The sequence below is a fragment of the Paraburkholderia sp. GAS333 genome, from assembly GCF_050435665.1.
GTDB classification, from domain to species: Bacteria; Pseudomonadota; Gammaproteobacteria; order Burkholderiales; family Burkholderiaceae; genus Paraburkholderia; species Paraburkholderia fungorum_A.
The window spans coordinates 535,318-557,757 of sequence record NZ_JBNDKS010000004.1 but is presented as its reverse complement, the minus strand read 5'-3'; the positions used below and the strand labels follow the sequence as shown (position 1 = coordinate 557,757).

The following is a 22,440-nucleotide window of genomic DNA, read 5'->3' as shown; positions in this document are numbered from 1 at the left end:
GAATCCAATCATGGCAAGAGAAATCCGCCTCAACGCGTTCGACATGAACTGCGTGGGGCATCAGTCGCCGGGCTTATGGGCGCATCCGCGCGATACGTCGTGGCGTTACAAGCAACTCGACTACTGGACCGATCTCGCGAAACTGCTGGAACGCGGCAAGTTCGACGGCCTTTTTATTGCGGACGTGCTGGGTACGTACGACGTCTACAACGGCAGTGCGGAAGCGGCGATTCGCCAGGCCGCGCAGGTGCCGGTCAACGACCCGGTGCTGCTGGTGTCGGCGATGGCGCACGTCACCGAACATCTCGGCTTCGGCGTGACGTGTTCGCTGTCGTACGAACATCCGTATCCGTTCGCGCGCCGCATGTCGACGCTCGATCATCTGACCAACGGCCGCATCGGCTGGAACATCGTCACGTCGTATCTGGACAGCGCGGCGCGCAATGTGGGCTTGCCCGCGCAGGTCAATCACGACGAACGTTATGCGCTCGCCGAGGAGTATCTGGAAGTCTGCTACAAGCTGTGGGAATCGTCGTGGGAAGACGATGCCGTGGTGCGCGATGCCGCGCGGCACGTGTTCACCGAGCCGTCGAAGGTGCATCCGATCAATCATCACGGCAAGCACTTCGACGTGCCGGGCATTCACCTGAGCGAGCCGTCGCCGCAGCGCACACCGGTGCTGTATCAGGCGGGCGCGTCGAAGCGCGGCAAGGATTTCGCCGCCCAGCACGCCGAGTGCATCTTTATCTCGGCACCGTCGCGCACGATTCTGAAGAGCTTTGTCGCCGACATCAGGGCGCGCGTGAAATCGTTCGGCCGCGATCCGCATGACGTTCTGATCTTTAATCTGCACACGGTCATTACCGGCAAAACGTCGGCTGAAGCGCACGCGAAGCACGCCGACTATCGCCGCTATACCAGCGACGAAGGCGCGCTCGCGTTGATGTCGGGATGGACCGGCATCGACCTGTCGAAATACGACCTCGATGAACCGCTGCGCTATGTCGAGAGCAATGCGGTGCAATCGGCGGTGGAAGCGTTGTCGAGCGCGGACCCGACGCGCGTGTGGACCGTACGCGAGATTGCGAAGTGGGGCGGCATTGGCGGACTTGGGCCGCTTTCGGTGGGCTCCCCTGAGGAAATCGCCGATGAGTTGCAGTCATGGGTCGAAGAAACCGACGTCGACGGATTCAATCTCGCCTATGCGCTGACGCACGAAAGTTTCGTCGATTTCGTCGATCTGGTCGTGCCCGAACTCCAACGTCGCGGCGTCTACAAGACCGATTACACGCAGGGTTCATTGCGCGAAAAATTGCATGGGCGTGGTGCGCGATTGAGCGACCCGCATCCCGGCGCCGCGTATCGCGCGCACGCGTCGGCTCATGCCGGATAGCACCGTTTGATTCATAACAACATCAATTCCTGGTTGGAGATCAATGATGAAATCGTTTCTTCGTCGCAAGCTGGACCGGCACGTGAATGTGAAGCTCAAGTCGGGCGTGCTCGCCGTGGCTGCTGCCGCGATGCTTGCGGGCGGCGTCGCACACGCGGACCCGCTCAAAGGCGCACCGGCTCCGTTCGATAAAGGCGGCGTGAAAATCGCGCTGGTCAACTATCTGTCGACCGGCGATTTTTTCCAGGCGTATGAAGCCGGCGCGCAGAAGCAGGCGAAGGCGCTCGGCGTCGATCTGCGTATCTACGAAGGACGTCAGGACGCGGCCGAACAGCGTGAGCAGATTCAACAGGCGATCAGCCTCGGCGTGTCGGCGATCATCGTCAATCACGGCTTGCCGGAATCGCTGAAAGATGTCGTGCAGCGCGCGTTGGACAAGGGCATCAAGGTCGTCGCGTTCGATGTCGACCTGGGCAATCCCAAGGTGCCGCAAATCGAGCAGAGCGATCACGATCTGGCCGAGTTGCTGCTGAATCAGGCCGTCAAGGATAACGGCGATACCTTCGACGCCGGCTATGTCTACGTAGCGGGTTTCGCGCCGCTCGACCGGCGCGATGCCGTGTGGCGAGATTTCAAGGCTGCGCATCCGAAGGTGCAGGAGAAGGCGCGCTGGGGCACGGTGGACAATCCGATTGCGCAGTCGGTGGCGAATCAGGCGTCGGCGGCGTATCGCGCGCACCCGGAGATTCGCGTGGTGTTCGCACCGTATGACGAATTCGCGCGCGGCGCGAAGCTCGCTGCCGACGAAGCGAATCTGTCGTCGAAGCTGCGTTTTTACAGCGCCGACATTTCGACTTCCGACATCGAAGCGATCCGCGCGCCGAACAGCGCGTGGGTCGCGACGGCGGCGACGAATCCCGCCGTGGTCGGCGCGGTGTCGGTGCGGACCGCCGCGTTGCTGCTCGCGGGTCAGGAGTCGGAGCATCGCATCGTCGTCAAGCCGACGCTGATTACCCGCGACGATCTGGTGAAGAACAACATCAAAACGATTGCCGAACTCGGCGAGAAATTCCCGGCATTCCGTTCGAGCGATGCAGCGACGGCGTCATGGATTCCGACGGCGAATTGATTGGAGTGTGCTGTTTGATACGCGCTGTGCTCTCGGCGATAGAGCACGGCGCGTTGTAAAGCGGCGATTGCCAGCAAACACGACCACTGAAACTACCAGTCGATCCGATGCTTCTCGTCGGTCTCCCGATGACGCCGGTCGTCGTCCACATGCAGATACTGGCTCGTCGTGGTCAGCGAGGCATGCCCGAGGTTGTCGCGCACGAGACGCACGTCCACCTGCTGATCCGCCATGTGCGACCCCGCGCTGTGCCGCAGCCAATGCGCCGAAGCCTGTTTCAGGTGATTCGCGCGCTGCGCGTAGTCGGCACCGCGTTCGCGAAGCGCCGTCGATACGTCGCCGAAAACCTGCTTGACGATGCGGTGCAGTCCGGCACGCGTGAGCGGCTTGCGCGATTGACCGATGGGCAGCACGAGCGGCGTGTCTTCATCGGCTGAAGGCAGCGCGGACAACCCCCGTTCGCGCCGATACACCGAAAGCTCCGCCATCATTTCGGCGGTAGCCGGCACGAGCCGCTCCTTGCCGCCTTTACCCATTACCTCAAGCCACCAGCGATCTTCGCCATTCGCGTCACGGCGCGCAAAAAATCCGCCCATGGTGTTTTCGCCGACCTCGGTAATACGCAATCCGCCGAGATAAAGCAGCGTGAACAGCCAGCGCACGCGCGCGTAGTGTTCGCGCTCGCGACTGGTTTGCTGCGGCATCGCCTGAATGCCTTTTTTTACGTCGAGCCACAATTCGGGCGACAGGTAACGGGTGATGCGCGGCTTCGCGCGACGCACCCGCTGACGCGCGAGCGACAGCGGATTGCCCGCCAGATAACCCGCCTGCACCAGCCACGCGAACATCACGTTGAGAATCACCATCGCCTGACGCTGGCTGGACGCGGAGAGCGGGCCGTAGAACGGCCGCCAGCGCGGATCGCCGCGCGGGTGTTTGCGGCCGCCGCTAGCAGTCCACTTCGCGGCGGGCTGCGGATCGGCGAGGAAGTGTTGATAGACGAGCAGGTCCTCGTGTGTCAGCGATGACAACGGTTTGCCCAATTGCAGCACCGACCAGAGCAGCAGGCGCTCGGCTTCTTTGCGGTAGTTGTCGAAGGTGGTTTTCGTATCGACGAAACGGGCGAGCCATGCGCGGATCGCGTCGAGATCGTTGTTGGCGGCGATCTGGGCGATGGTTTGTCGCGCGCGGTTGGCGCCGTGAGAGCCGTCGAGTTCGGCAGCGAGGACCAGGGTTTCGATGGGGCGCGGAGTGGGCGGGAGGAGGGGCACGGGCTGGTTTTACGAGGCTTATGAGAGTGCGGGCATTTTCAGAAGTGGCGACTTCTGAAAATTTCAACATTATAACCGTAATGTCAAAATATTTGTGCGCGATAGTTGGTTTTATAACGTTTTACGTAATATTATTTATTTTTTTGTGAGCTGAATTCGTCCCGGATTCCGTCGATGGCTTGCCGCATCAAGCAGGAGAGTTTTTGGCGAGGGGATGCGAGCAGAGAATGCGCTTCACATGCGGCGCAGATGCACTTATGTTTTCGGCATGCGAACAGGTTGGATATGTGCTGCCGTACTTGCCTGCGCGAGCCATAAAACGCGCTCTAACGACTTACGGTAAGACAGCCACGGGAGGAAACGCGCGGGTGTAACGGCGTCTGGAAATGCCGTCACGCAAAGAGTTGCGCCTGTCTTGCGAACAGAAGGCGAGGGCACTTGGCGACGGGATGTAACAGCGTCGCTTACCAGATACAAAGTGAAAGAGTTTGACGGCGCGGGGTGTGCGAAAATCGCAACTTTCGTTCCTGGGTGTCGATTCGAGCAGGGCTCTGGCTTCCTGTCGCAGCTTTCCTGGCCACTTTGCCGGAACGGGCAAGCGAGGGAAGCGGCACAACGCTCGAATTCAGGCCCAAGCCAATCCACAGCCCCCAGGAACAAACCCGTTTTCCGGATCAATTATTTTGTAAGGCATGAGGTGAATATGATTGCGCGCTGTGTGGGAATGTTGGTGCTGGCGGGGGCGTTGCTCTCATTGACGGGCTGCAATACCGTGGCCGGCTTCGGTCAGGATATCTCGGGGGCATCCCGCTCGGTACAGCGCGCTCTTTGACGCTGAATAGCGACAGCGCGGGTTGAAGGGGCTGGGTAATCGGCGATTGCCCGATACGCCTTGCTGGCGATGCTGAATTACTGGAAGCCGCCCCCCGCGTGACCGCACTCGTCGCTCGAGTGCGGATCTACGTTTTTTTCGCAGTATTGTCGTTCCTTGTCGCGATGTGGCCAGGTGACGCGTTATCGCTCACTTGCGCTGTCGCCGGTCTTGCCGTTCTCGCGCACCAATTCACACTTGTATTCTTCGCTCTGAATCCAGCGCAGCGATGATGACAGCGGCTGTACCAGCCGCGAGACGAGAGGCGGCTATTTCAATCACGCGTTCGCGGATTCAGGCCGCTTCAGCTATCGGCGCTTCCAGAAGACAACCAAACTCGCGCGCGAAATCCACCGACACTCGCGCATGCACGGCACCTTGCTTGTCGAAGAACCGCTGCGTGCCTTCCAGCGTGAAAACGCCCTCGTGCCAGATGTCCGGATGAATATAGAGACCGTGCCGTCCGTCAAACCGGAAGCACACGAATTTCTCCGGCGAGACATCGTCGCCGGGCAATGCCAGCGGAACATAGAACGGACGATGGTCGAGCGGAAAGAACAGTTGTCCGCCGTCCGGATGGTAGTTCGCGTGCCATAACAACATGCGCTCCGGCGTGCGGGCGTGGTCTTCGCGCGCTGCGCCGGGCTCCGTGGCGTACGCGAGAATATAGTGGCCGCTCACCGCCGCGTTGCGGCCATACAGAATGTCGCCGCGCCACTCGCTGACGAACGTGCCTTCGGTCGTGCCGGCTTCGTCGCCGGTTCCGGGATCGATGGGCCTCGATCCGGTGGCCGGCCACCGCACGATTTCGATCGCACAGTCGCTCGGGTCGGCGACAAGGCGGCCATATCCCTCGAGCGTTGCATCGGTCGCGTCGACAACGGGCATCGTCACGCGACGCAGGTCTGCGGGAAGGGCGGGATTGAGATAGTCGATTTCGTCGGGCATCGGCAAACTCTATAACAGTCAGATGACATTTTCAGGCAGGCGGTCAGTTCAAAAACCGCCGGATCGCCGCCGAGAATGCAGCGGGATTTTCGATCATCAATAAATGTCCGCAGTGATCGAGCGTCTCGCGGCCGGCGCTTTTTTCAAATGCCCAATGCGGCACATTCCAGCTACTGTGCGAACGCTCGCCAGAAAGCAGATACACGGAATGACGCGCGAATACCTGCTTCAAGGTGGAAAGATAGTCGACACTCCCCGTGACCGCCACAACGGATTGCCCCATTGCCCGTAATGTCGACGCGGGCTGATAGTCGAGCCAACGCGCGGCCGAGTCTGCCATTGTCGGCGTCGCATCGGGGATTGCGCTGCGCAGCCATTCGAGCGGATCGGCGCGGAAACTTTCCAGCATCGTCCCGGCTTCGGCGGGTGTCATGCGGCCGACCGAAGCGGACCAGAATGCATCGTCCAGCGTGAAGTTTCCTTCGACGTTGACGATCCGCCGCACGCGGTCGGGGTAAGCGTGTGCGAACAGCATCGCAATCGCACCGCCCACTGAGTGGCCGACAAGATCGACGCTCGTCGTGCCGAATTTGGCGTCGACGAACGCGCGAATATGTTCGACCTGTGCGGGCAGCGAAATGCGGTCGAAAGAAGTGCCTCGGTACTCGCCATAGCCCAGCAAATGTGGGGCGGCGTATTCCGCGTCGAACTCTGCTACGTCAAAGGTACCGATAAAGCCGTGAATAAAAATAACAGGCGGCTTGCCATTCATACGACGTTGTCTCCTCTCATCTCGATGATCCACGGACCTTCGGCATGCCGGTTATCAGGCGCATTTTCCGGTCCGTCCAGCGACTGACGACTTTACCAAACAGATAACGCATCGCGGCATTTATTCAATGGACGGTGCAAGTGCGCCGCTCACGCTCAATCTTCCGTGACGCTATACGGGATTGTCGATGGTGCCGTGAGGTACACGAATAATGGGCATGGTTCGGGGACGTCGATGAACACGAATGGCTGGCTTTCGTCGAATCGCGTCGGCTTTCCCGGTCAGGAAGATCTGCCGGACGACGACAACCCGATTGAAAATCCATCGAAGCCGGTCGTCGAGTTTTCTCATTGAGAGAATCGGCTCCCGCACGTCGCCGCGACTCTTCGGCATTAGTGGAGACACGTCGGATAACATGCTGATCTGCGGTGCCGGGAAATAGGTCATCGGATCGATACGGAAGTGCAGGGTGGTGCGGTGAGAGGCAACGCCAGGCTCTACGCCATGGTCTGCGTGTCACGATCTGCGGCACCCGCTTTTGCTCTATCCGGAGACAGCATGGGGAAACTGGACTGGTATCTGAACGTCAACCTGAAGGTGCGGCATCTGCGCCTGCTGGTTGCCGTTTACGATTTCCGAAATCTGCGTCAGGTCGCATCCAATTCATACATCACGGTGCCGGCGGTATCGAAGGCACTCGGCGATATCGAGCGGGCCCTGGGGGTCAAGCTGTTTGAACGCACGGCGAACGGGCTGCGGCCCACCGCGTATGGCGAAAGTGTGGTTCGGCATGCGCGAATCGTGCTCAGCACCCTGAACCAGACCGCTGAAGAAATTCGCGCGCTGCAAACGGGGAGCGCCGGCAAAGTGTATGTGGGAACGTCGCCCATCATGGTGTCGACCATCATGCCGAAAGCACTCACGCTGCTCAAACAGGACACGCCTCACACCAACGTCGAGATCCGCGAAAACCGCATGGGTGCGCTGGTGCAGGAGTTGCAACGGGGCGATCTCGACATGATCGTCGGACGATTGCCGAACAAGTCGGATACCGTCGGCCTGCGTGAGCAGGTGTTGCTCGCGCCGCAGACCAAACTCGTAACCGGGCCGCGTCATCCGCTCGCAGGTAAAACGAAAGTCGAATGGTCGGATCTCGAAGAATTCCCATGGGTGCTTCCGCCGGTGGGCTCGCTGCTGCGCGAGCCGATTGAAAACGCGTTTGCGCGTCATGGCCTCGCCATGCCCTCCAATTACATCGAAACACTGTCGAACCATTTGATCCGCGCATATCTGCAGTTCAACGACGCGATTGCAATCCATACCGGCGACGTGCTGTACCCCTACGCCGACGTGGGTCCGCTCAATGTGTTGCCGATCGATCTGAAGCTCGTGACGCGTCCGCTCGGTGCGCTCTGGCGTGACGACAAACCTCTCGCGCCTAGCGCCATGTCGTTGCTGCGCTGTCTCGAACAGGTTTGTTCGGCTGACGTCGCCGTCGCCAATCACGCCGACTAGGTTTCGACCGAAACTCGCCCCCGCAAGGGCCGACCGATTTGCCGACGCGCCCTGCGTCGGCGTCGGCCCTGCGTTGTCCTGCCGGACACGCATTCCACTGCATTCTTCCTTTCTGCTCCCACCTCGGCGCATCGCGTAGTTGCGTGGGGGGGCTTTACCAAACGGTTAACGCAACCGCTCTTTATTTCAATAGACGGAAATTGCGCACGGCAAGATCATGTCGTCAACGCGATCACCTGCCTGGCCAGGCCGGCTAGCCTCCGCACCAAGCGGCGACGGCGGGGATCCAGTAAGCCTATTCAAACAGGAGACACCGTTGACTAAAAAAGTCCCGCTCAAAATCGCGATTGCCGGTCACCCGCACACGGCGGCCATTCGCGATGGGGCCATCGAAATCGAAGGCGTCGACGCCGAATTCGTCAATGTGCAGCCGCAAATCGGCGCGTTTCGCCGGATGGTGCGCGACCTCGAATTCGACGTTTGCGAGCTGGCGCCGACCACTTACATCATCGCTCGCGCTCATGGTGCGCCGTTCGTCGGCTTGCCCATTTTCGTCACGCGCCGCTTCCACCACGGCGGCCTGCTGGTTCGCCCGGACGCCGGCATCAAGCATCCGAAAGACCTCGAAGGCAAGAAAGTCGGCGTGCGTGCGTACTCGGTTACGACCGGCGTGTGGACCCGTCAGGTGCTGATCGACGAGTTCGGTCTGGATTCGTCGAAGGTCACCTGGGTGGTCGATGACGAAGAACACGTCCAGCAACTGAAGCTGCCGGAAAACGTGATTCACGCGCCGGAAGGCAGCTCGCTTGCCGAAATGATGGCGTCGGGCGAACTGTCGGCAGGTTTCGCCGGTGCTGCCGGTATCGGCCGAACGGGTGCGCCGACGGGCGGCTGGAAGGAAGTCGAAGCCGACTACCCGGACCTGCTGCCGAACGCCGCGGAACTCGAAGCCGAATACTACGCACGCACCGGCGTTTATCCGATGCACGGCACGATCGTCGTGAAGGATTCGGTGCTGGCCGAGCATCCGTGGATCGCGAAGTCGATTTACGACGCGTTCGCGCAAGCGAAGAAGGAATGGCTCGCGCGTCTCGTTGCAGGCGAAGCCACGACTGCCAGCGACAGGAACTACCTCGAATTACGCAAGATCGTCGGACACGATCCGCTGCCTTATGGTCTGCGGGAAAACCTGAAGACGATTCAAACGCTGGAAGCGACCGCGTTCAAGCAGGGGCTCACGCCGCGACGCATGGATATCGATGAGCTGTTCGTCGATCCACTGGCTGGCTAAGGCGCTGCGACCGCACGATTACCGCAACAAGCTGGATAGGTCCGGAGTCAGCGCTGAAGCGCTAACACCGGTCGACAGGAGACACCATGATTATCGATTGCCACGGTCACTTCACGACCGTTCCCGCTTCGTTCCGCGCGTGGCGCGCGAAGCAGGTTGAATTTGCCAACGACCCCGCCAACGCACCGTCGCTCGACGGCGCACGTGTGAGCGACGACGAAATCCGCGAAGCCATCGGCAATGGTCAACTGAAGCTGCAACGCGAACGCGGCAGTGACCTCACGCTGTTCTCGCCGATCGCCGGCCTGATGAGCCACCACCTCGGCAACGAACGCACCAGCCTCGAATGGGCCCGCGTATCGAACGACCTCGTGCATCGCGTGACCGAACTGTATCCGGACAACTTCGCGCCGGTCTGCCAGTTGCCACAATCGCCGGGCGTCGCGCCTGCGAACAGCGTCGCCGAATTGCGCCGTTGCGTCGAGGAACTGGGCTTCGTCGGCTGCAACCTGAACCCGGACCCGAGCGGCGGCTACTGGACCGGCACGCCGGTGGCGGACCGCGAGTGGTATCCGATGTACGAAGCGCTCGTCGACCTCGACGTGCCCGCGATGATCCACGTCGCGGCATCGTGCAATCCGTGTTTCCACGGTACAGGTGCGCATTATCTGAACGCGGATACGTCGGTGTTCATGCAGATCCTGCAATCGGATCTGTTCAAGGATTTCCCGACGCTGCGTCTGGTGATTCCGCACGGCGGCGGCGCAGTGCCTTATCACTGGGGCCGTTACCGCGGCATGTCGCTCGAAATGCGCGACCGTCCGCTCGAAGGTCTGCTGAACAATATCTTCTTCGACTCGTGCGTGTATCACAAGCCGGGTGTGGAACTGCTGACCAAGGTGATTCCGTCGGACAACGTGCTGTTCGGCTCGGAAATGATCGGCGCGGTTCGCGGCAAGGATCCGGCAACGGGCCAGTACTTCGACGACACGAAGCGTTATATCGACGCGTGCGAGGCGCTGTCGGAAGAAGATCGCTACAAGATTTTCGAGGGCAATGCACGTCGCGTGTATCCGCGACTCGATGCACGCCTGAAGGCGCAAGGCAGGTAAGCGCGCGCAGCAGCGCCGTGCATCCACAAGAGACAGAGGAACTTATGGCTTCATCAATCGTTGATATTCACCCGCACATCATCTCCGATAACGAAACGCTGTATCCGCCGGCACCGTTGTTTGGCAAGCGTTCGGACTGGTCGCAGGAGCGTCCGAGCACGGTCGAAACATTGATTGCTTCGATGGATGCGGCAGGCGTCGCGAAGGCGGCTGTCGTGCATTCGTCGACCACGTATGGCTTCGACAACAGCTATGTGCTGGACGGTTGCGCGAAATACGCGGACCGCCTGGTAGCCGTAGGTTCGATCGATGTATTGCAGGCGGACGCGCCCAAGCTGATTCGTGACGCGGTCGAACGCGGGCTCGCGGGCCTGCGTCTGTTCACGGGCGGCAGCACGAAAGACTTCGACCCGAGCGAACTCGACGATCCGCGCTCGTTCGCTGCATGGGAATTGTGCGGCGAACTCGGTCTGCCGATGTGCATCCAGACCGGCCCGATCGGCTTGCCGCAAGTGACCGCGCTCGCGAAGCGTTTCCCGAACGTCGCGATCATCCTCGATCACCTGGCTCGTCCGGATGTTCTCGATGGCGCACCGTACGCAAAAGCGCAAAGCCTGTTCGATCTCGCGCCATTCCACAACATCTATTTCAAGCTCACGCCGCGCATTTTCGGCGATGTGAAGAAGGAAAAGGCCAGCGCGGAAACGTTTTTCCCGCGCGTGGTCGAGGCTTTTGGCGCGAAGCGGCTGGCGTGGGGCTCGAACTACCCGACGTCGCCGGGAACGCTTGCCGAAATTCTCGCAACCGCGCAAGCAGGTCTTGCAAGCGTGAGCGAAGAAGATCGCGAATGGATCTTCGGCAAGACAGCATTGCAACTGTATCCGGCTCTGGCCTCGGATGCACTCAGCACGCAAAACAAGGAACTGGCATGAGCGACACCCGCCTCAACAGCATCATTCGCGCCTTCGAATCGGGCAAGACTGCGTACACCGCGTTTTCGAAACTGGACAAGCAGAACGCAATCGAAATGAGCGATGCGCCGTACGACGGCATCGTCTTCGAAATGGAGCACAACCCGTACGACGTGTCCGCTCTCGGCGACGCGTTGCAGTACATGCTCAACCGCAAGCAGATCGCCGAATCCGGTTCGGTGGCTCCGCGTGTGACGCCGATTGCGCGCATCCCCGCGAACGGTGTCGAGATGAATCAGGCGTTTGCGAAGCAGGTGCTCGATCGCGGTGCTTACGGTGTCGTGTGGCCGCACGTCGCGACCGTCGAGCAGGCATATAACGCAGTCGCATCGTGCCGCTATGCACGTCCGAAGAATGCGCCGCTGTACGAGCCGAAGGGCGCACGCGGCGACGGTCCCGCAACGGCCGCACGCTATTGGGGCTTGAGCATGGCCGACTACTACAAAAAGGCCGACGTGTGGCCGCTCGCCCCCGAAGGCGAAATCCTGGTCGGCCTGATGTGCGAAAGCACCGAAGCCATCGACAACCTCGACGACATCCTGTCGAACGTGCCGGGCATCGGCTTCATCCTGATCGGCGAGGGCGACCTCAGCCAGCAACTCGGCCTGCCGCGTCAGTACGAACATCCTGAAGTGCTCGACGCGATGCGCCAGATCGTCGAGACCTGCCACAAGCACAACGTGGTGGTCGGCAATCCGCACACGACCGCGAAGAATCACGACCGTCTGGTCAAGGAAGGCTACCGCTTCCTGATGTCCGCGCCGCAACGCAGCTATGGCGTTGTCGGTGCAGCACGCGAGCTGGCGGGGTATTAAATGAACGGAGCCGAAAGCCTGGTCCAGACGCTGACAGCGCAGGGCGTCGATATCTGTTTCGCGAATCCCGGCACGTCGGAGATGCACTTCCTGAAGGCGCTGGAGAATCCGGCGATGCGCAGCGTGCTGTGCCTGTTCGAAGGCGTCTGCACGGGCGCAGCGGACGGCTACTACCGGATGAAGGGCACGCCCGCGTCCACGCTGCTGCACCTGGGGCCGGGCCTCGCGAACGGGCTGGCCAATATCCACAATGCGAAGCGTGCATCGTCGGGGATGGTCAACATCGTGGGCGAGCATTCGGCTTCGCACCTGAAGTACGATCCGCCGCTCACGTCCGATATCGAAGGGCTTGCGCGTCCGTTGAGTCACTGGGTGCGTCGTGTGGAGTCGTCGCATACGGTCGCGTGGGACGTGGCCGCGGCGGTGTCGAAGGCAAGCGAACACGTCGGCCAGATCGCGACGCTGATCCTGCCGGGCGATGCATCGTGGCAGGAAGCGGGTGAAGCGGTCGTGCCTTCGCGGTCAATGACGGCACCGAAAGCAAAAGCGCCTGACGTCGCACGCGTCGAGCACATCGCGAAGGTGCTGCACTCGGGCGAGCCGACGCTGATCGTGCTCGCCGGTCATTCGACCCAAGGCCGTGCGGTCGAACTCGCGGGCAAGCTGAAGGCGGCCACCGGCTGCCGCATCGCGACGCAGTTCTTCAGCGCGCGGATCGAGCGCGGCGCAGGGCGCGTGACGCTCGAACGCATTCCGTATGCAGTCAATCAGGCGGTCGACTATCTGAAGGGCTTCAAACACATCATCACGGTGGAAACCACCGAGCCGATCGCGTTCTTCAGTTATCCGGACAAACCGAGCCTGCTGAAATCAGCGGGTACCAGCGTGCATGAACTGGTCGAAATCGGCGAGGACGGTGTTGCAGGACTGGAGATGCTGGTCGAAGCCGTGGGCGCATCGAATGCGAAAGCCGTGCTTCAGCAACGCGCCGATTCCACACCGCCGACCGGTGCACTCGGACCCGCCAGCATCGCGCAGGCACTCGCCGCCGCGCTGCCGGAGAACTGCATCCTCGTCGACGAATCGCTGACCACGGGCCGCGAAACGATGGGCCTGACCGTCGGCGCCGCACCGCACGATCTGATCAACAACATGGGCGGCTCGATCGGCTACGGCACACCGGTGGCCACCGGCGCGGCGCTCGCGTGTCCGGACCGGCGCGTGTTCTGCATGGTCGGCGACGGCAGCGCGATGTACACGATCCAGTCGCTGTGGACCCAGGCGCGCGAGAACCTGAACATCACGACGATCATCTTCGCGAACAACAGCTACGCGATCCTGAAGGCCGAGTACGCGAACATGGGCGCGGGTGCGCCGGGCGAGCGCGCGCTGGCGATGATCGACATCGACCGTCCGCGCATCGACTGGCTCGCGATGGCGAAAAGCATGGGCGTGCCCGCTGTTTCCGTCGATACCGCCGAAGCATTCCACCAGGCCATGGCGAACTCGGCGAACGAGTCGGGCCCGTGCCTGATCGAGGTCAGGCTGTAAATCCAATCAAGCTTAAGGACCCCCATCAATGACAACGAACTTCACCGGCGTGCCGACGCTGCGCACGAACCTGGCCGATTACGCGGTCACGAAAGCGATGAAAGACGGCCGCGTCAGCTCAGATATCGTGAACCTCGATTTCTGCGGCCCGACGCCCGCGCACAACGGCTTCAAGGCGATGGTGCGCGAGAATAAATTCGACGCGGGCGAACTCGCGATCGTCACGTTCCTGCAGGCGAAGGCGTACGGCAAGCCGTACGCGCTGCTGCCGACGCCGATCTCGGGCCGCTTCCAGCATCACTGCGCGGGCTACAACCTCGACTTCGGTCATCTCGATCCGAAAGATATCGAAGGCAGGAAGGTCGGTGTGCGCACGTACACGCAGACCACGGCGCTGTGGATTCGCGGCATTCTGCGTCACGAATACGGCGTCGATCTCGACAAGGTGCAATGGATGACGCTCGGCGACGGTCACCTCGCCGAGTACCGCGATCCGAACAACTGCGAGCGTCTGCCGGCCGGTTCGTCGATTCCGGAGATGATGCTCAAGGGTGAACTGGCCGCCGCGCTGCTCGGCGAAGACATGCCGAAGGACGAACGCGTGCGCACGCTGGTGCCGAACGCGCAGGCGGCGGCGAAAGACTGGTTCGCGCGTGAAAACGTGGTGCCGATCAATCACATGTTCGTCGTGCACGAAGACGTGTCGAAGCAGCGCCCGGATGTGGTGCGCGAGTTGTACCGGATGGTGGTCGAGAGCCGCAATCTGGCTGAAGGCGTGCCGGCCGTATTTCCGCCGATTGGGCTTGAAGCGAACCGCAAGGGATTGCAGCTTGCGATTGATTGGGCGCTGGATCAGAAGATCATCGATCGTCGCTTGAGCGTCGACGAGTTGTTCGACGATGTAACCGGCAGCCTCGGGTAATCGCCGATGTCGTGTTGGATGCATCTGTGTTGAATTGAACCGGCCGGATGGCGACGTCGAGTCGCCATCCGGCCGGTACGTCGCATTGAACAATGCGTGCGGGCAGCAAGCTGGCGTCAAATATAAAGAAAATCGACTGGAGATGAAGTAATGGAGACAACGCGACAACAACGGCTGCTCCCCGAGAATCGCTGGGGCATTCTCGTGCTGCTCGCGCTCGGGTTAATGATTTCATTCGTGGATCGCACGAGCATGTCGGCTGCGCTCGCGGATCATCACTTCATCAGCGAATTTACGCTGACACACGTGCAGCGCGGATGGCTGGGCTCAGCCGTGTTCTGGTCGTACGGTTTGCTGCAGCTGCCGATGGGCTGGCTGGTCGATCGCTATGGCGTGAAGTGGCCGTACTCGATCTGTTTCGTGATCTGGTGTCTCGCGGCGGCCGCCACCGGCATGGTCGCGACACTTTCCGCGCTGATTCTCGTGCGTCTTCTGATCGGCGCAGCAGAAGCCGTAGTCGTTCCTGCCACTTACCGTTATCTCGCGAATAATTTCAAGGAGACGCAGAAGGGCACGGCGCTCGGAATCTATTCGATCGGCGGGAAAATGGGACCCGCCCTCGGTGCGCCGATTGCGGCATGGCTGATCGTGTCGAACTCGTGGAAGGTGATGTTTGTCGTCACTGGTCTGGTCGGGTTGATCTGGCTGTTGCCGTGGTTGCTGATGCTGCGCAACGACTTTCCTTCTAAAGCGGAACTGGTAGCGGCGAAACAGCGCGCTGCGTCGGTGCCGCTCGGCAATCTTCTGGCGAGTCCCGTGGTATGGGGCGGCCTTATCACTAACTTCTGCTATAGCTATTTCTCTTTCTACTGCATGACGTGGATGCCCGCTTATCTGGTCGAGCAGCGCGGTCTTTCGTTGAGGCAGTCAGGCTTATATACGTTCTTCAGCTTCATCGGCATCGCAATCGTCGCGGCACTCGCAGGCTTCGCCGCAGACCGGTTGATCGCGCGCGGATACGACGCGGTCGTTGTGCGCAAGTCGTTTATCGTTGCAGGGTTCATTGGTGGCACGACTGTGCTGCTCGGTGCTTATGCACCGTCGCCGCAACTGGCTTTGTTCTGGAATGTCGTGTCGCTGTCGCTGCTCGGTCTCGTGACGGCGAACAATCTGGCGCTTGTCAAACTGACGCTGATCCCGAAGCAGGCGGTCGGATTGAACACGGGCTTGCAGCAGGTGGCGACCAGCCTGGCGGGTGGCGTTTCCGCGAGCCTGTCGGGCTGGCTGCTCCATGTGGGCGGCAGTTACACGTGGCCGATGCTGGCTATTTTCGTGTTCCTGCTGCTCGGCGCGACCAGCACGGTGGTGCTGTTGCGGCGTAAATGGGCGCCGAAGGTCAATGACGATGGCTTTGAAAAACAGCCGGGCGAGGTGACGGTATAGCGATGCGTGATGAAAGCCGATAGCGAAGGGTGCGCGGCTCTTCGACGAGGAACCTCAACCCGGATCGGTCCGCGAGTGGGTGGCCTGCGGGCGGGACCGCGACCCGGCCGAGATCGAAGAAACTGTTGGCCGGCTCGACGTTCCACGGCGCATCATGCAGCGGCGATAGGCTTCGACCTCCGCCGAGTTCAACCTGGACAGGTGCGAGCATCGCGTCGAGCGATTGAATCGTCGCTTCACTGTGCTTCCAACTCAATGTCCAGCGTTGCATCGTATGTGTTTATCTGTTCCTCTGGCCGTCCGCATCTGCAACGGCTTTATTCAAAGCGAAACACAAGTGGAAAAAAGAAAGCCCGCGCGAATGGCGGGCTAAATCCATATCGAGAAGACATGGAGGAGACGTTCTTCAACCCCTTTCTCATTGCCTGAGAATGCGTTTTTACAGCCATTTAATTTCGTGAGACCGATTCAAAAGATCACACCTATTTGATCTTCGCCGCAGCGGCAACTTTGCGCATCCCATCTTGCGGATCTTCATTCGAGTTCATGAAGTTGGTCACGACATCGGTAATCGCACCTTCGGTTGCGGACGACTGAACATCGCCAAACGCGAACGACGGAAAGAACGAATTGGACTTGATGGTCGCCTGTTCATCTGCGCGTGATTTCTTCGCGCAAGCGTCGAACTTGTCCATTGAAACATCCTGCCTGACCGGAATAGAACCTTTGTAAAGACTGAATTGCTCCTGAAAAGCAGGGGACATGATTGTTTTGGCCAGCGCGAGTTGTCCGGGAGTTGCTTCCTTCTGGCCGTTCTGCTGGAAGAATACGAACGAGTCGACCGTGTACGTAAAGGAGTTCGACGTACCCGGCGCGGCCGCGCACACATAGTCGACATCGGCTTTCTTGTTCGCATTCGCGAACTCGCCTTTTGCCCAGTCGCCCATGAACTGCATTCCGCCCGATCCGTTGATGACCATCGCGGTGGCGAGATTCCAGTCGCGACCTGTAGAGCCTTTATCGAAGTAACCCTGAATCTTCCGGACAGTCTGGAACACCTGCAACATCTGCGGCGAAGTGAGGGTTTTCTGGTCCAGCTCGATCAAGGCCTTGCGATAGAAATCCGGGCCCTGCGAAAGCACTACCGTTTCCCAGATGGTCATGTCCTGCCAGGGCTGCCCGCCACGCGCGACAGGCGTAATGCCCGCAGCACGGAATTTGTCGGCGAGCGCGAAGAACTCCGGCCACGTGGTGGGCGGTTTGCCGCCGACTTTATCGAGGGCCGCCTTGTTGATCCACAGCCAGTTGATCCGGTGTACGGAGAATGGCGCCGCCACGTAGTGACCGTGCGACCTCATGGTCTTGTCGATTTGCACCGGCAGTTGGGCTTTCCAGTCGGTAGCCGATTTATCTATGTCGACCAGCACACCCTGATCGGCCCAGTCCTGTATCAGCGGCCCCTTGATCTGTGCAGCCGATGGCGCGTTTCCCGACATGACCTGGGTCTTCAGCGCGGTCATCGCAGCCGCGCCCGCGCCTCCGGCCACGGCGAAATCTTTCCACTCGTAGCCCTGTTTATTCATGTCGTCCTTAAGTACCCTGATCGCCTTCGATTCACCGCCCGAAGTCCACCAGTGCAATACAGAAAGCGACTCGGCAGCCGTTGCAATCTGTGCGCCCGCAGCGAGCGCCACAGTGACAATGGCAACTGACATGCGTGTTCTTTTCATTGCTGTCTCCGTTGATTTTGTTTGTGAATCTTCAGACGGGCGCACGCTGGAATAGCGTGCGCAGGTAGGGCTTTTTACAGATCGAATCCGAGTTGAGCTTTACCGAGAGGCGTCAGATCTTCGGCAGTAGCACGGCCCGCAAAGTCGACTTCGAAATGATCGGTCGGGAAATCCGGCGGGCTCTTTCCTTCGAGGAAACCCGGCAACTGGCGCTTCAGATATTCGTCGTTCTTGGCGCACGCGGGCGCGGACGCGATGTACATCACGTTGCTATAGCCTGCACCTCGGTGCGCGTCTTCCACGGCATGGATCACGTCGCTGTGCCAGAACACCGTGTCGCCAGCCTGCATGTGTGGAATCGACGACAGCGCCTCGAAAAGCGGCGCATGAAACTCCTGCTTGATCGAGAGCGCGCGGCCGGGCATCGCGCCGCACAGGTCGTCGTCGGCGACATCGTCCTGAAGGGCGCGCAACAGGATATACGCCATCGAATTCGCAATCGGCACGAGTTGCAGCGTGCCGTCGCCGGGGCCTTGCGGCGTCAACGCGGTCCAACCCTGGAACGTGCGGAACATCGAGCACACGGCGGGCGACGCAATCTCTTCGACGTCCGGGCGGAACGCGGCATCGAACGGATCGTACTGCCGCCAGTTGCCATCGAACACGTGCCGGTAAACCTGGCGGAAGTTGCCCTCGATCCATCGCTCGACCGAGCCGCCGTCGCAATGCGCGGACAGCCCCAGCGACTCGGAACCGGGCGGCCGCCGACGCATCCGGTCCGCGTAAGCCGGCACGCGTTCCGGGTCGAAATGCACGCGGCCTTCGCTCTCATGACGCCACAACCGGTTCAGAAAGACGCGAGCCGCCGTCAGCGATGATGCCTGACGTGCGAGCACCTGCGGCTTCGACCAGTACACGCCGTAAATCTGCGGCTTGCTCGATGCGAGCTGGCCGAAGTATTTATCTTCGGCGCGGGTTTTCAGGCGCGTATCCAGGTCGTTGCGTTCGACGTACTCCGCGATATCGCGGTCCCATCCTTCCACCAATGAACGGTCGAACACGTTGCGGATCACGCATGCGCCGCGCGTCTTGACGAGTTCGATTTGCGCTGCGGTCACACGCTGCTCCGCGATATCGGAAAACTGGATTTCGGGGATCACGTTTTCGCCGCGGCTGCGTTGCGCGGCGATTCTGCTGGCTTCGGCGCGGATCGCTTCATCGACTTGCGCGAAAACCTCGCGGTAGTTCGGAAGCCGCTCGCGAAGTTCCTGTTTGGCCTGCCGGATGGCTACCGGCAAATCGTCAATTTTGAGTGCCATGGTTGTCTCCTTTTGTGGGTTCTGCCATGTCCGCAGCATAGGCTGGGCGCCTGCACAAAAGTGATACCATCCAGACAATTTCTTTGCGATTCCAGCCATGAAGCCAGCCTACGAACGCGTCGAATTTGGCGACGACTGCTCGGTCAGGGTTTACCACCGGCGTTTGCCGCGTATTCCGTTCGAATGGCATCACCATCCCGAATACGAATTGACGCTGACTTTGAACAGTCACGGCAAGCGCTATATCGGCGATTCGATTGCAGATTATGTCGACGAAGACCTCGTGCTCGTGCCGCCGAATCTTCCGCATACGTGGTCGTCGAACCGCTCGATCGACCCGGCGTCTTCGCAAGTGGCGATCGTGATCTGGTTCGGTGGCGACTGGGCACGGCGTCTCGCGGATGTCTGTCCGGAATACGCGCCGTTGCGTCACCTGTTGCGCAGGGCGGCCTGCGGACTGGCGTTCGACCGGCAGGTAGGCGCGGCGATGCACGAGCAGGTCGACAAACTGTTGTCCAGTGCGCCACGAGAGCGCCTTGCCGCTGCATTGAATGTGCTGTGCATGTTGTCGGATGCACCCGGTGATCCGCTCGCTTCGCCTACCGCGTTCAGCGACCGGAGCGAGGGTCCTTCGGGCCACGAACCGGAGCGTATCAATCGCGTGCTGTCGATGATCGATTTACGCTTCGCCGAGCCGCTGCGTCTGTCCGATCTTTGCGAGGCGGCGAATGTGTCGGAGCGGTCCCTGTCGCGCTACTTCGAGCAGCACATTGGAGAGAGCGTGGGGCGATATATCGCGCGGGTCAGGATCGGGCATGCGTGCCGGATGCTTGCGCATACGTCCACCCCGATCTCAGTCGTGGCAACACGCTCCGGATTTCCGAACGTGGCTAATTTCAATCGCCAGTTCAAGGCGTTAAAGGAACTGACGCCCGCTGCTTACCGCAAGCAGTTTGCAGCGGGCGATATGGCGGAGACCGGTGATGGTCCACGGATCACTGAACGGTCTCCTTCGTTGCAACGGAATCCGCGACTGCCGAAATCCATTGCGTGATTAAAGTCTGACTGCGTTCAGGCGCTTGCGCGCGTGCTCAGCTCTCCAGCCGGAATACGGCGACCGTGGTGCGCAATCTCGCCGCCTGCTCGTCGAGCGACGCCGCCGCAGCCGCCGCTTCTTCCACCAGCGCCGCGTTCTGTTGCGTCACTTCGTCCATTTGCGACACGGCCCGGTTGACCTGTTCGATGCCCGTGCTCTGTTCGACGGATGCCGCCGCGATCTCGCCCATGATGTCGCTGACGCGCTTGATCGATTGCACGATCTCGCGCATCCGTTCACCGGCCACTGCGACCTGCCCGGTACCGTCATCGACGCGCGCGACCGACGAGCCGATCAGTTCCTTGATGTCTTTGGCCGCCGCCGCACTGCGTTGCGCCAGCGTGCGCACTTCGCCCGCGACGACTGCGAAACCGCGTCCTTCTTCACCCGCGCGTGCCGCTTCGACGGCTGCGTTCAACGCCAGAATGTTGGTCTGGAAAGCGATCCCTTCGATCACGCTGATGATCTGGCCGATCTTGCGGGATTCGTCTGCGATGCCTTGCATCGTGCCGATCACTTCGTCGACCGCGTTACCGCCGCGCTCGGTCGCGTCCGACGCGAGTACGGCCAACTGGCTCGCCTGACGCGCGTTTTCGGCGTTCTGCTTCACCGTCGCGGTCAACTGCTCCATGCTCGCCGCCGTTTCTTCGAGCGACGCTGCCTGCTCTTCGGTTCGTTGCGACAGGTCGGTGTTGCCCTGCGCGATTTCGCCGGAGCCGGTTGCGATCGAATCGCTCGAACGCTGGATGCTGTGCACCAGTTCACGTAGCTTCACACGCATCTCGCCGAGCGCATACAGCAAGCTCGAACGGTCCGACGGCGCGAGTTTGATATCGGCGGACAGATTGCCCGCCGCTATCTGCGCGGCAAATGCGGCTGCGTCGGCCGGTTCGCCGCCGAGCGCGCGGGTCACGCTGCGCGTCATGAACCAGGCCATCGCGCCGACCGCAGCGAAAATCGCGATCGCGATCGAGACCAGGGTTTTCGCGAGCTTCCAGTAGGCGGTGTTGATGTCGTCGTAGAAGAAGCCTGTGCCGATCCACCAGCCCCATCCCGGAATCGCCACGACGCCTTGCAACTTGGCTTCGAAAGGGCCGTTCTGAGTGCGTTGGATCAGCACGTCGACCAGCGCGATATGGTTGTTCGCGAGGCCTTGCGTGTAGGCCTGGGTATCGGTCAGATTGCCGTTGGTGGTTTTGTTGCCGCCCGTCTTGGTGCCGATCAGCGCCGGGTTCGGATGGACGAGGTTGATGCTGTCCGTGCTGGTCACCCAGAAGTAGCTCTTGGCACCGGGGACGTTCAGTTCGCTGAGCGCGCTTTTCGCGGCGGCTTGCGCATCGGCGCGGCTCATCTTGCCGCTGGTTTCGAGCGACTGGTAATACAGCGTCAGATGCTCTGCCTTGGTAAGCAGCGTCTGCACCTGACCCTGGCGACTCTCGATCAGAGCACTGTTGAGTTGCGACAACGCGATCGCGGCGATGCAGATCACGCCGGCCAGCGCGGTACTGACGAGAAGAATGAGCTTTGTCGAGACTTTCATTGGGTTCTAGCGCACACGGCGCACGGTTGAAATTTGAACTGTTCGGTACATATATCGGCTCGCTCGACCTGACCTTTAGCGTTCTCTTTTGTATGAAGAAACGGGCGGTAAGAATGATTCCCACGGCCATGCATCGTGTGCGTGATCGCGCGACGATGGACCGCCTGATACGGCGTGAAAAAATCACCGGTACTCGCGCCGACAGCAGAACGCCGCGGCAACAAAAATCTTCGTTCGACCCGTCAACGCGAAATTTTGCTGCTTCATACTTGCGCGAGGACGACCATCGGAGCAACAGAATGCGACGCGTCATCGTGCGGAGATCGCCGGTTCACGGCAAGGGTGTATTTGCAATGCGTCCTCTCGAGGCGGGCGAGCGCGTGTTCGAATACAAAGGGGAAATCACGACGTGGAAAAACGCGGTGCGTCGACACCGGCGCGAGGGCGTCGCGGGCCACACGTTCCTGTTTGGGCTGTCGGATGGACGCGTGATCGACGGTAGCCGCAGCGGCAACAGTGCGCGCTGGCTGAATCACGCGTGTACGCCGAACTGCGAAACCATCGAGGATCGCGGCCGCATTTTCATTCACGCGATCCGGCCGATCGTCGTGGGCGAAGAGTTGTTCATCGACTATCTGCTGGCCATCGACGAAACGGAAGACGAAGAGGCTCGCGCGCAATATGCGTGCGCCTGTGCGTCCGCCCGATGCCGCCGGTCGATGCTGGCGGCTAGCGTGTGAGAGGAACGGGG

18 protein-coding genes and 1 pseudogene are annotated in these 22,440 nt (G+C 60.7%); 13 read left to right on the top strand and 6 right to left on the bottom strand.

Annotated features, from left to right (window positions below; all coding sequences use genetic code 11):
* Positions 1–10 precede the first annotated feature (10 nt).
* Both ABH945_RS24445 and ABH945_RS24440 read left to right on the top strand, forming a co-directional pair.
* Positions 11–1,393, top strand: a complete 1,383-nt coding sequence (locus ABH945_RS24445) for an LLM class flavin-dependent oxidoreductase (protein ID WP_429252215.1) — start codon at positions 11–13, stop codon at positions 1,391–1,393.
* Positions 1,394–1,439: 46 nt separating this feature from the next.
* A complete protein-coding gene (locus ABH945_RS24440) occupies positions 1,440–2,522 on the top strand; it encodes a substrate-binding domain-containing protein (RefSeq protein ID WP_429252214.1) in 1,083 nt (360 codons plus the stop codon).
* Positions 2,523–2,614: 92 nt separating this feature from the next.
* Here ABH945_RS24440 and ABH945_RS24435 read toward each other — a convergent pair whose 3' ends face one another.
* From ABH945_RS24435 to ABH945_RS24425, 3 genes are all read right to left on the bottom strand, one after another.
* A complete protein-coding gene (locus ABH945_RS24435; RefSeq protein ID WP_429252213.1) occupies positions 2,615–3,793 on the bottom strand; it encodes a tyrosine-type recombinase/integrase in 1,179 nt (392 codons plus the stop codon).
* A 1,165-nt stretch (positions 3,794–4,958) separates the two neighbouring features.
* Positions 4,959–5,612 carry an ureidoglycolate lyase gene (locus ABH945_RS24430; protein WP_429252212.1) on the bottom strand — a complete coding sequence of 218 codons (654 nt, stop codon included), beginning with the start codon at positions 5,610–5,612 and terminating at the stop codon, positions 4,959–4,961.
* A 43-nt stretch (positions 5,613–5,655) separates the two neighbouring features.
* Positions 5,656–6,384: an alpha/beta fold hydrolase gene (locus ABH945_RS24425; RefSeq protein ID WP_429252211.1), complete on the bottom strand. Its 729-nt coding sequence runs from the start codon at positions 6,382–6,384 to the stop codon at positions 5,656–5,658.
* A gap of 156 nt (positions 6,385–6,540) precedes the next feature.
* Here ABH945_RS24425 and ABH945_RS24420 point away from each other — a divergent pair.
* The 9 genes and pseudogenes from ABH945_RS24420 to ABH945_RS24380 all read left to right on the top strand — a co-directional run.
* Positions 6,541–6,738, top strand: a pseudogene (locus ABH945_RS24420) (porin); the annotation flags it as partial.
* Positions 6,739–6,942: 204 nt separating this feature from the next.
* Entirely contained in the window at positions 6,943–7,899 is a 957-nt protein-coding gene (locus tag ABH945_RS24415) for a LysR substrate-binding domain-containing protein (RefSeq protein WP_429252210.1), read from the top strand.
* Positions 7,900–8,215: 316 nt separating this feature from the next.
* Positions 8,216–9,190, top strand: a complete 975-nt coding sequence (locus ABH945_RS24410; protein WP_429252209.1) for an ABC transporter substrate-binding protein — start codon at positions 8,216–8,218, stop codon at positions 9,188–9,190.
* An 86-nt stretch (positions 9,191–9,276) separates the two neighbouring features.
* The gene (locus ABH945_RS24405; protein WP_429252208.1) at positions 9,277–10,302 is read left to right on the top strand and encodes an amidohydrolase family protein; all 1,026 of its coding nucleotides are present in this window, start codon (positions 9,277–9,279) and stop codon (positions 10,300–10,302) included.
* A gap of 44 nt (positions 10,303–10,346) precedes the next feature.
* Positions 10,347–11,234 (top strand): amidohydrolase family protein, encoded by an 888-nt coding sequence (locus ABH945_RS24400; RefSeq protein ID WP_429252207.1) that lies wholly within the window; start codon positions 10,347–10,349, stop codon positions 11,232–11,234.
* Entirely contained in the window at positions 11,231–12,088 is an 858-nt protein-coding gene (locus tag ABH945_RS24395) for an HpcH/HpaI aldolase family protein (RefSeq protein ID WP_074770652.1), read from the top strand. Before ABH945_RS24400 ends, ABH945_RS24395 begins: the two co-directional genes overlap by 4 nt.
* A complete protein-coding gene (locus ABH945_RS24390) occupies positions 12,089–13,639 on the top strand; it encodes an acetolactate synthase large subunit (RefSeq protein WP_429252206.1) in 1,551 nt (516 codons plus the stop codon).
* A gap of 28 nt (positions 13,640–13,667) precedes the next feature.
* Positions 13,668–14,561 (top strand): phosphate ABC transporter substrate-binding protein, encoded by an 894-nt coding sequence (locus ABH945_RS24385; RefSeq protein ID WP_429252205.1) that lies wholly within the window; start codon positions 13,668–13,670, stop codon positions 14,559–14,561.
* 150 nt (positions 14,562–14,711) lie between these two features.
* Complete coding sequence (locus ABH945_RS24380; RefSeq protein ID WP_429252204.1) at positions 14,712–16,004, top strand: MFS transporter; 1,293 nt, start codon at positions 14,712–14,714, stop codon at positions 16,002–16,004.
* Positions 16,005–16,486: 482 nt separating this feature from the next.
* On the opposite strand, the gene ABH945_RS24375 is transcribed toward ABH945_RS24380, so the two are convergent.
* Positions 16,487–17,719 carry an ABC transporter substrate-binding protein gene (locus ABH945_RS24375; protein WP_429252299.1) on the bottom strand — a complete coding sequence of 411 codons (1,233 nt, stop codon included), beginning with the start codon at positions 17,717–17,719 and terminating at the stop codon, positions 16,487–16,489.
* Between the two features lie 89 nt (positions 17,720–17,808).
* Positions 17,809–19,053: a DUF1479 domain-containing protein gene (locus ABH945_RS24370; RefSeq protein WP_429252203.1), complete on the bottom strand. Its 1,245-nt coding sequence runs from the start codon at positions 19,051–19,053 to the stop codon at positions 17,809–17,811.
* 97 nt (positions 19,054–19,150) lie between these two features.
* Here ABH945_RS24370 and ABH945_RS24365 point away from each other — a divergent pair, with 97 nt between their 5' ends.
* Positions 19,151–20,107, top strand: a complete 957-nt coding sequence (locus ABH945_RS24365) for a helix-turn-helix domain-containing protein (RefSeq protein WP_074768502.1) — start codon at positions 19,151–19,153, stop codon at positions 20,105–20,107.
* Between the two features lie 37 nt (positions 20,108–20,144).
* On the opposite strand, the gene ABH945_RS24360 is transcribed toward ABH945_RS24365, so the two are convergent.
* On the bottom strand, positions 20,145–21,689 hold the full coding sequence (locus ABH945_RS24360) for a methyl-accepting chemotaxis protein (protein WP_074768504.1): 1,545 nt from the start codon (positions 21,687–21,689) through the stop codon (positions 20,145–20,147).
* 299 nt (positions 21,690–21,988) lie between these two features.
* On the opposite strand from ABH945_RS24360, the gene ABH945_RS24355 reads away from it, so the two are divergent.
* Positions 21,989–22,429 carry an SET domain-containing protein gene (locus ABH945_RS24355; RefSeq protein WP_429252202.1) on the top strand — a complete coding sequence of 147 codons (441 nt, stop codon included), beginning with the start codon at positions 21,989–21,991 and terminating at the stop codon, positions 22,427–22,429.
* Positions 22,430–22,440: the final 11 nt, after the last annotated feature.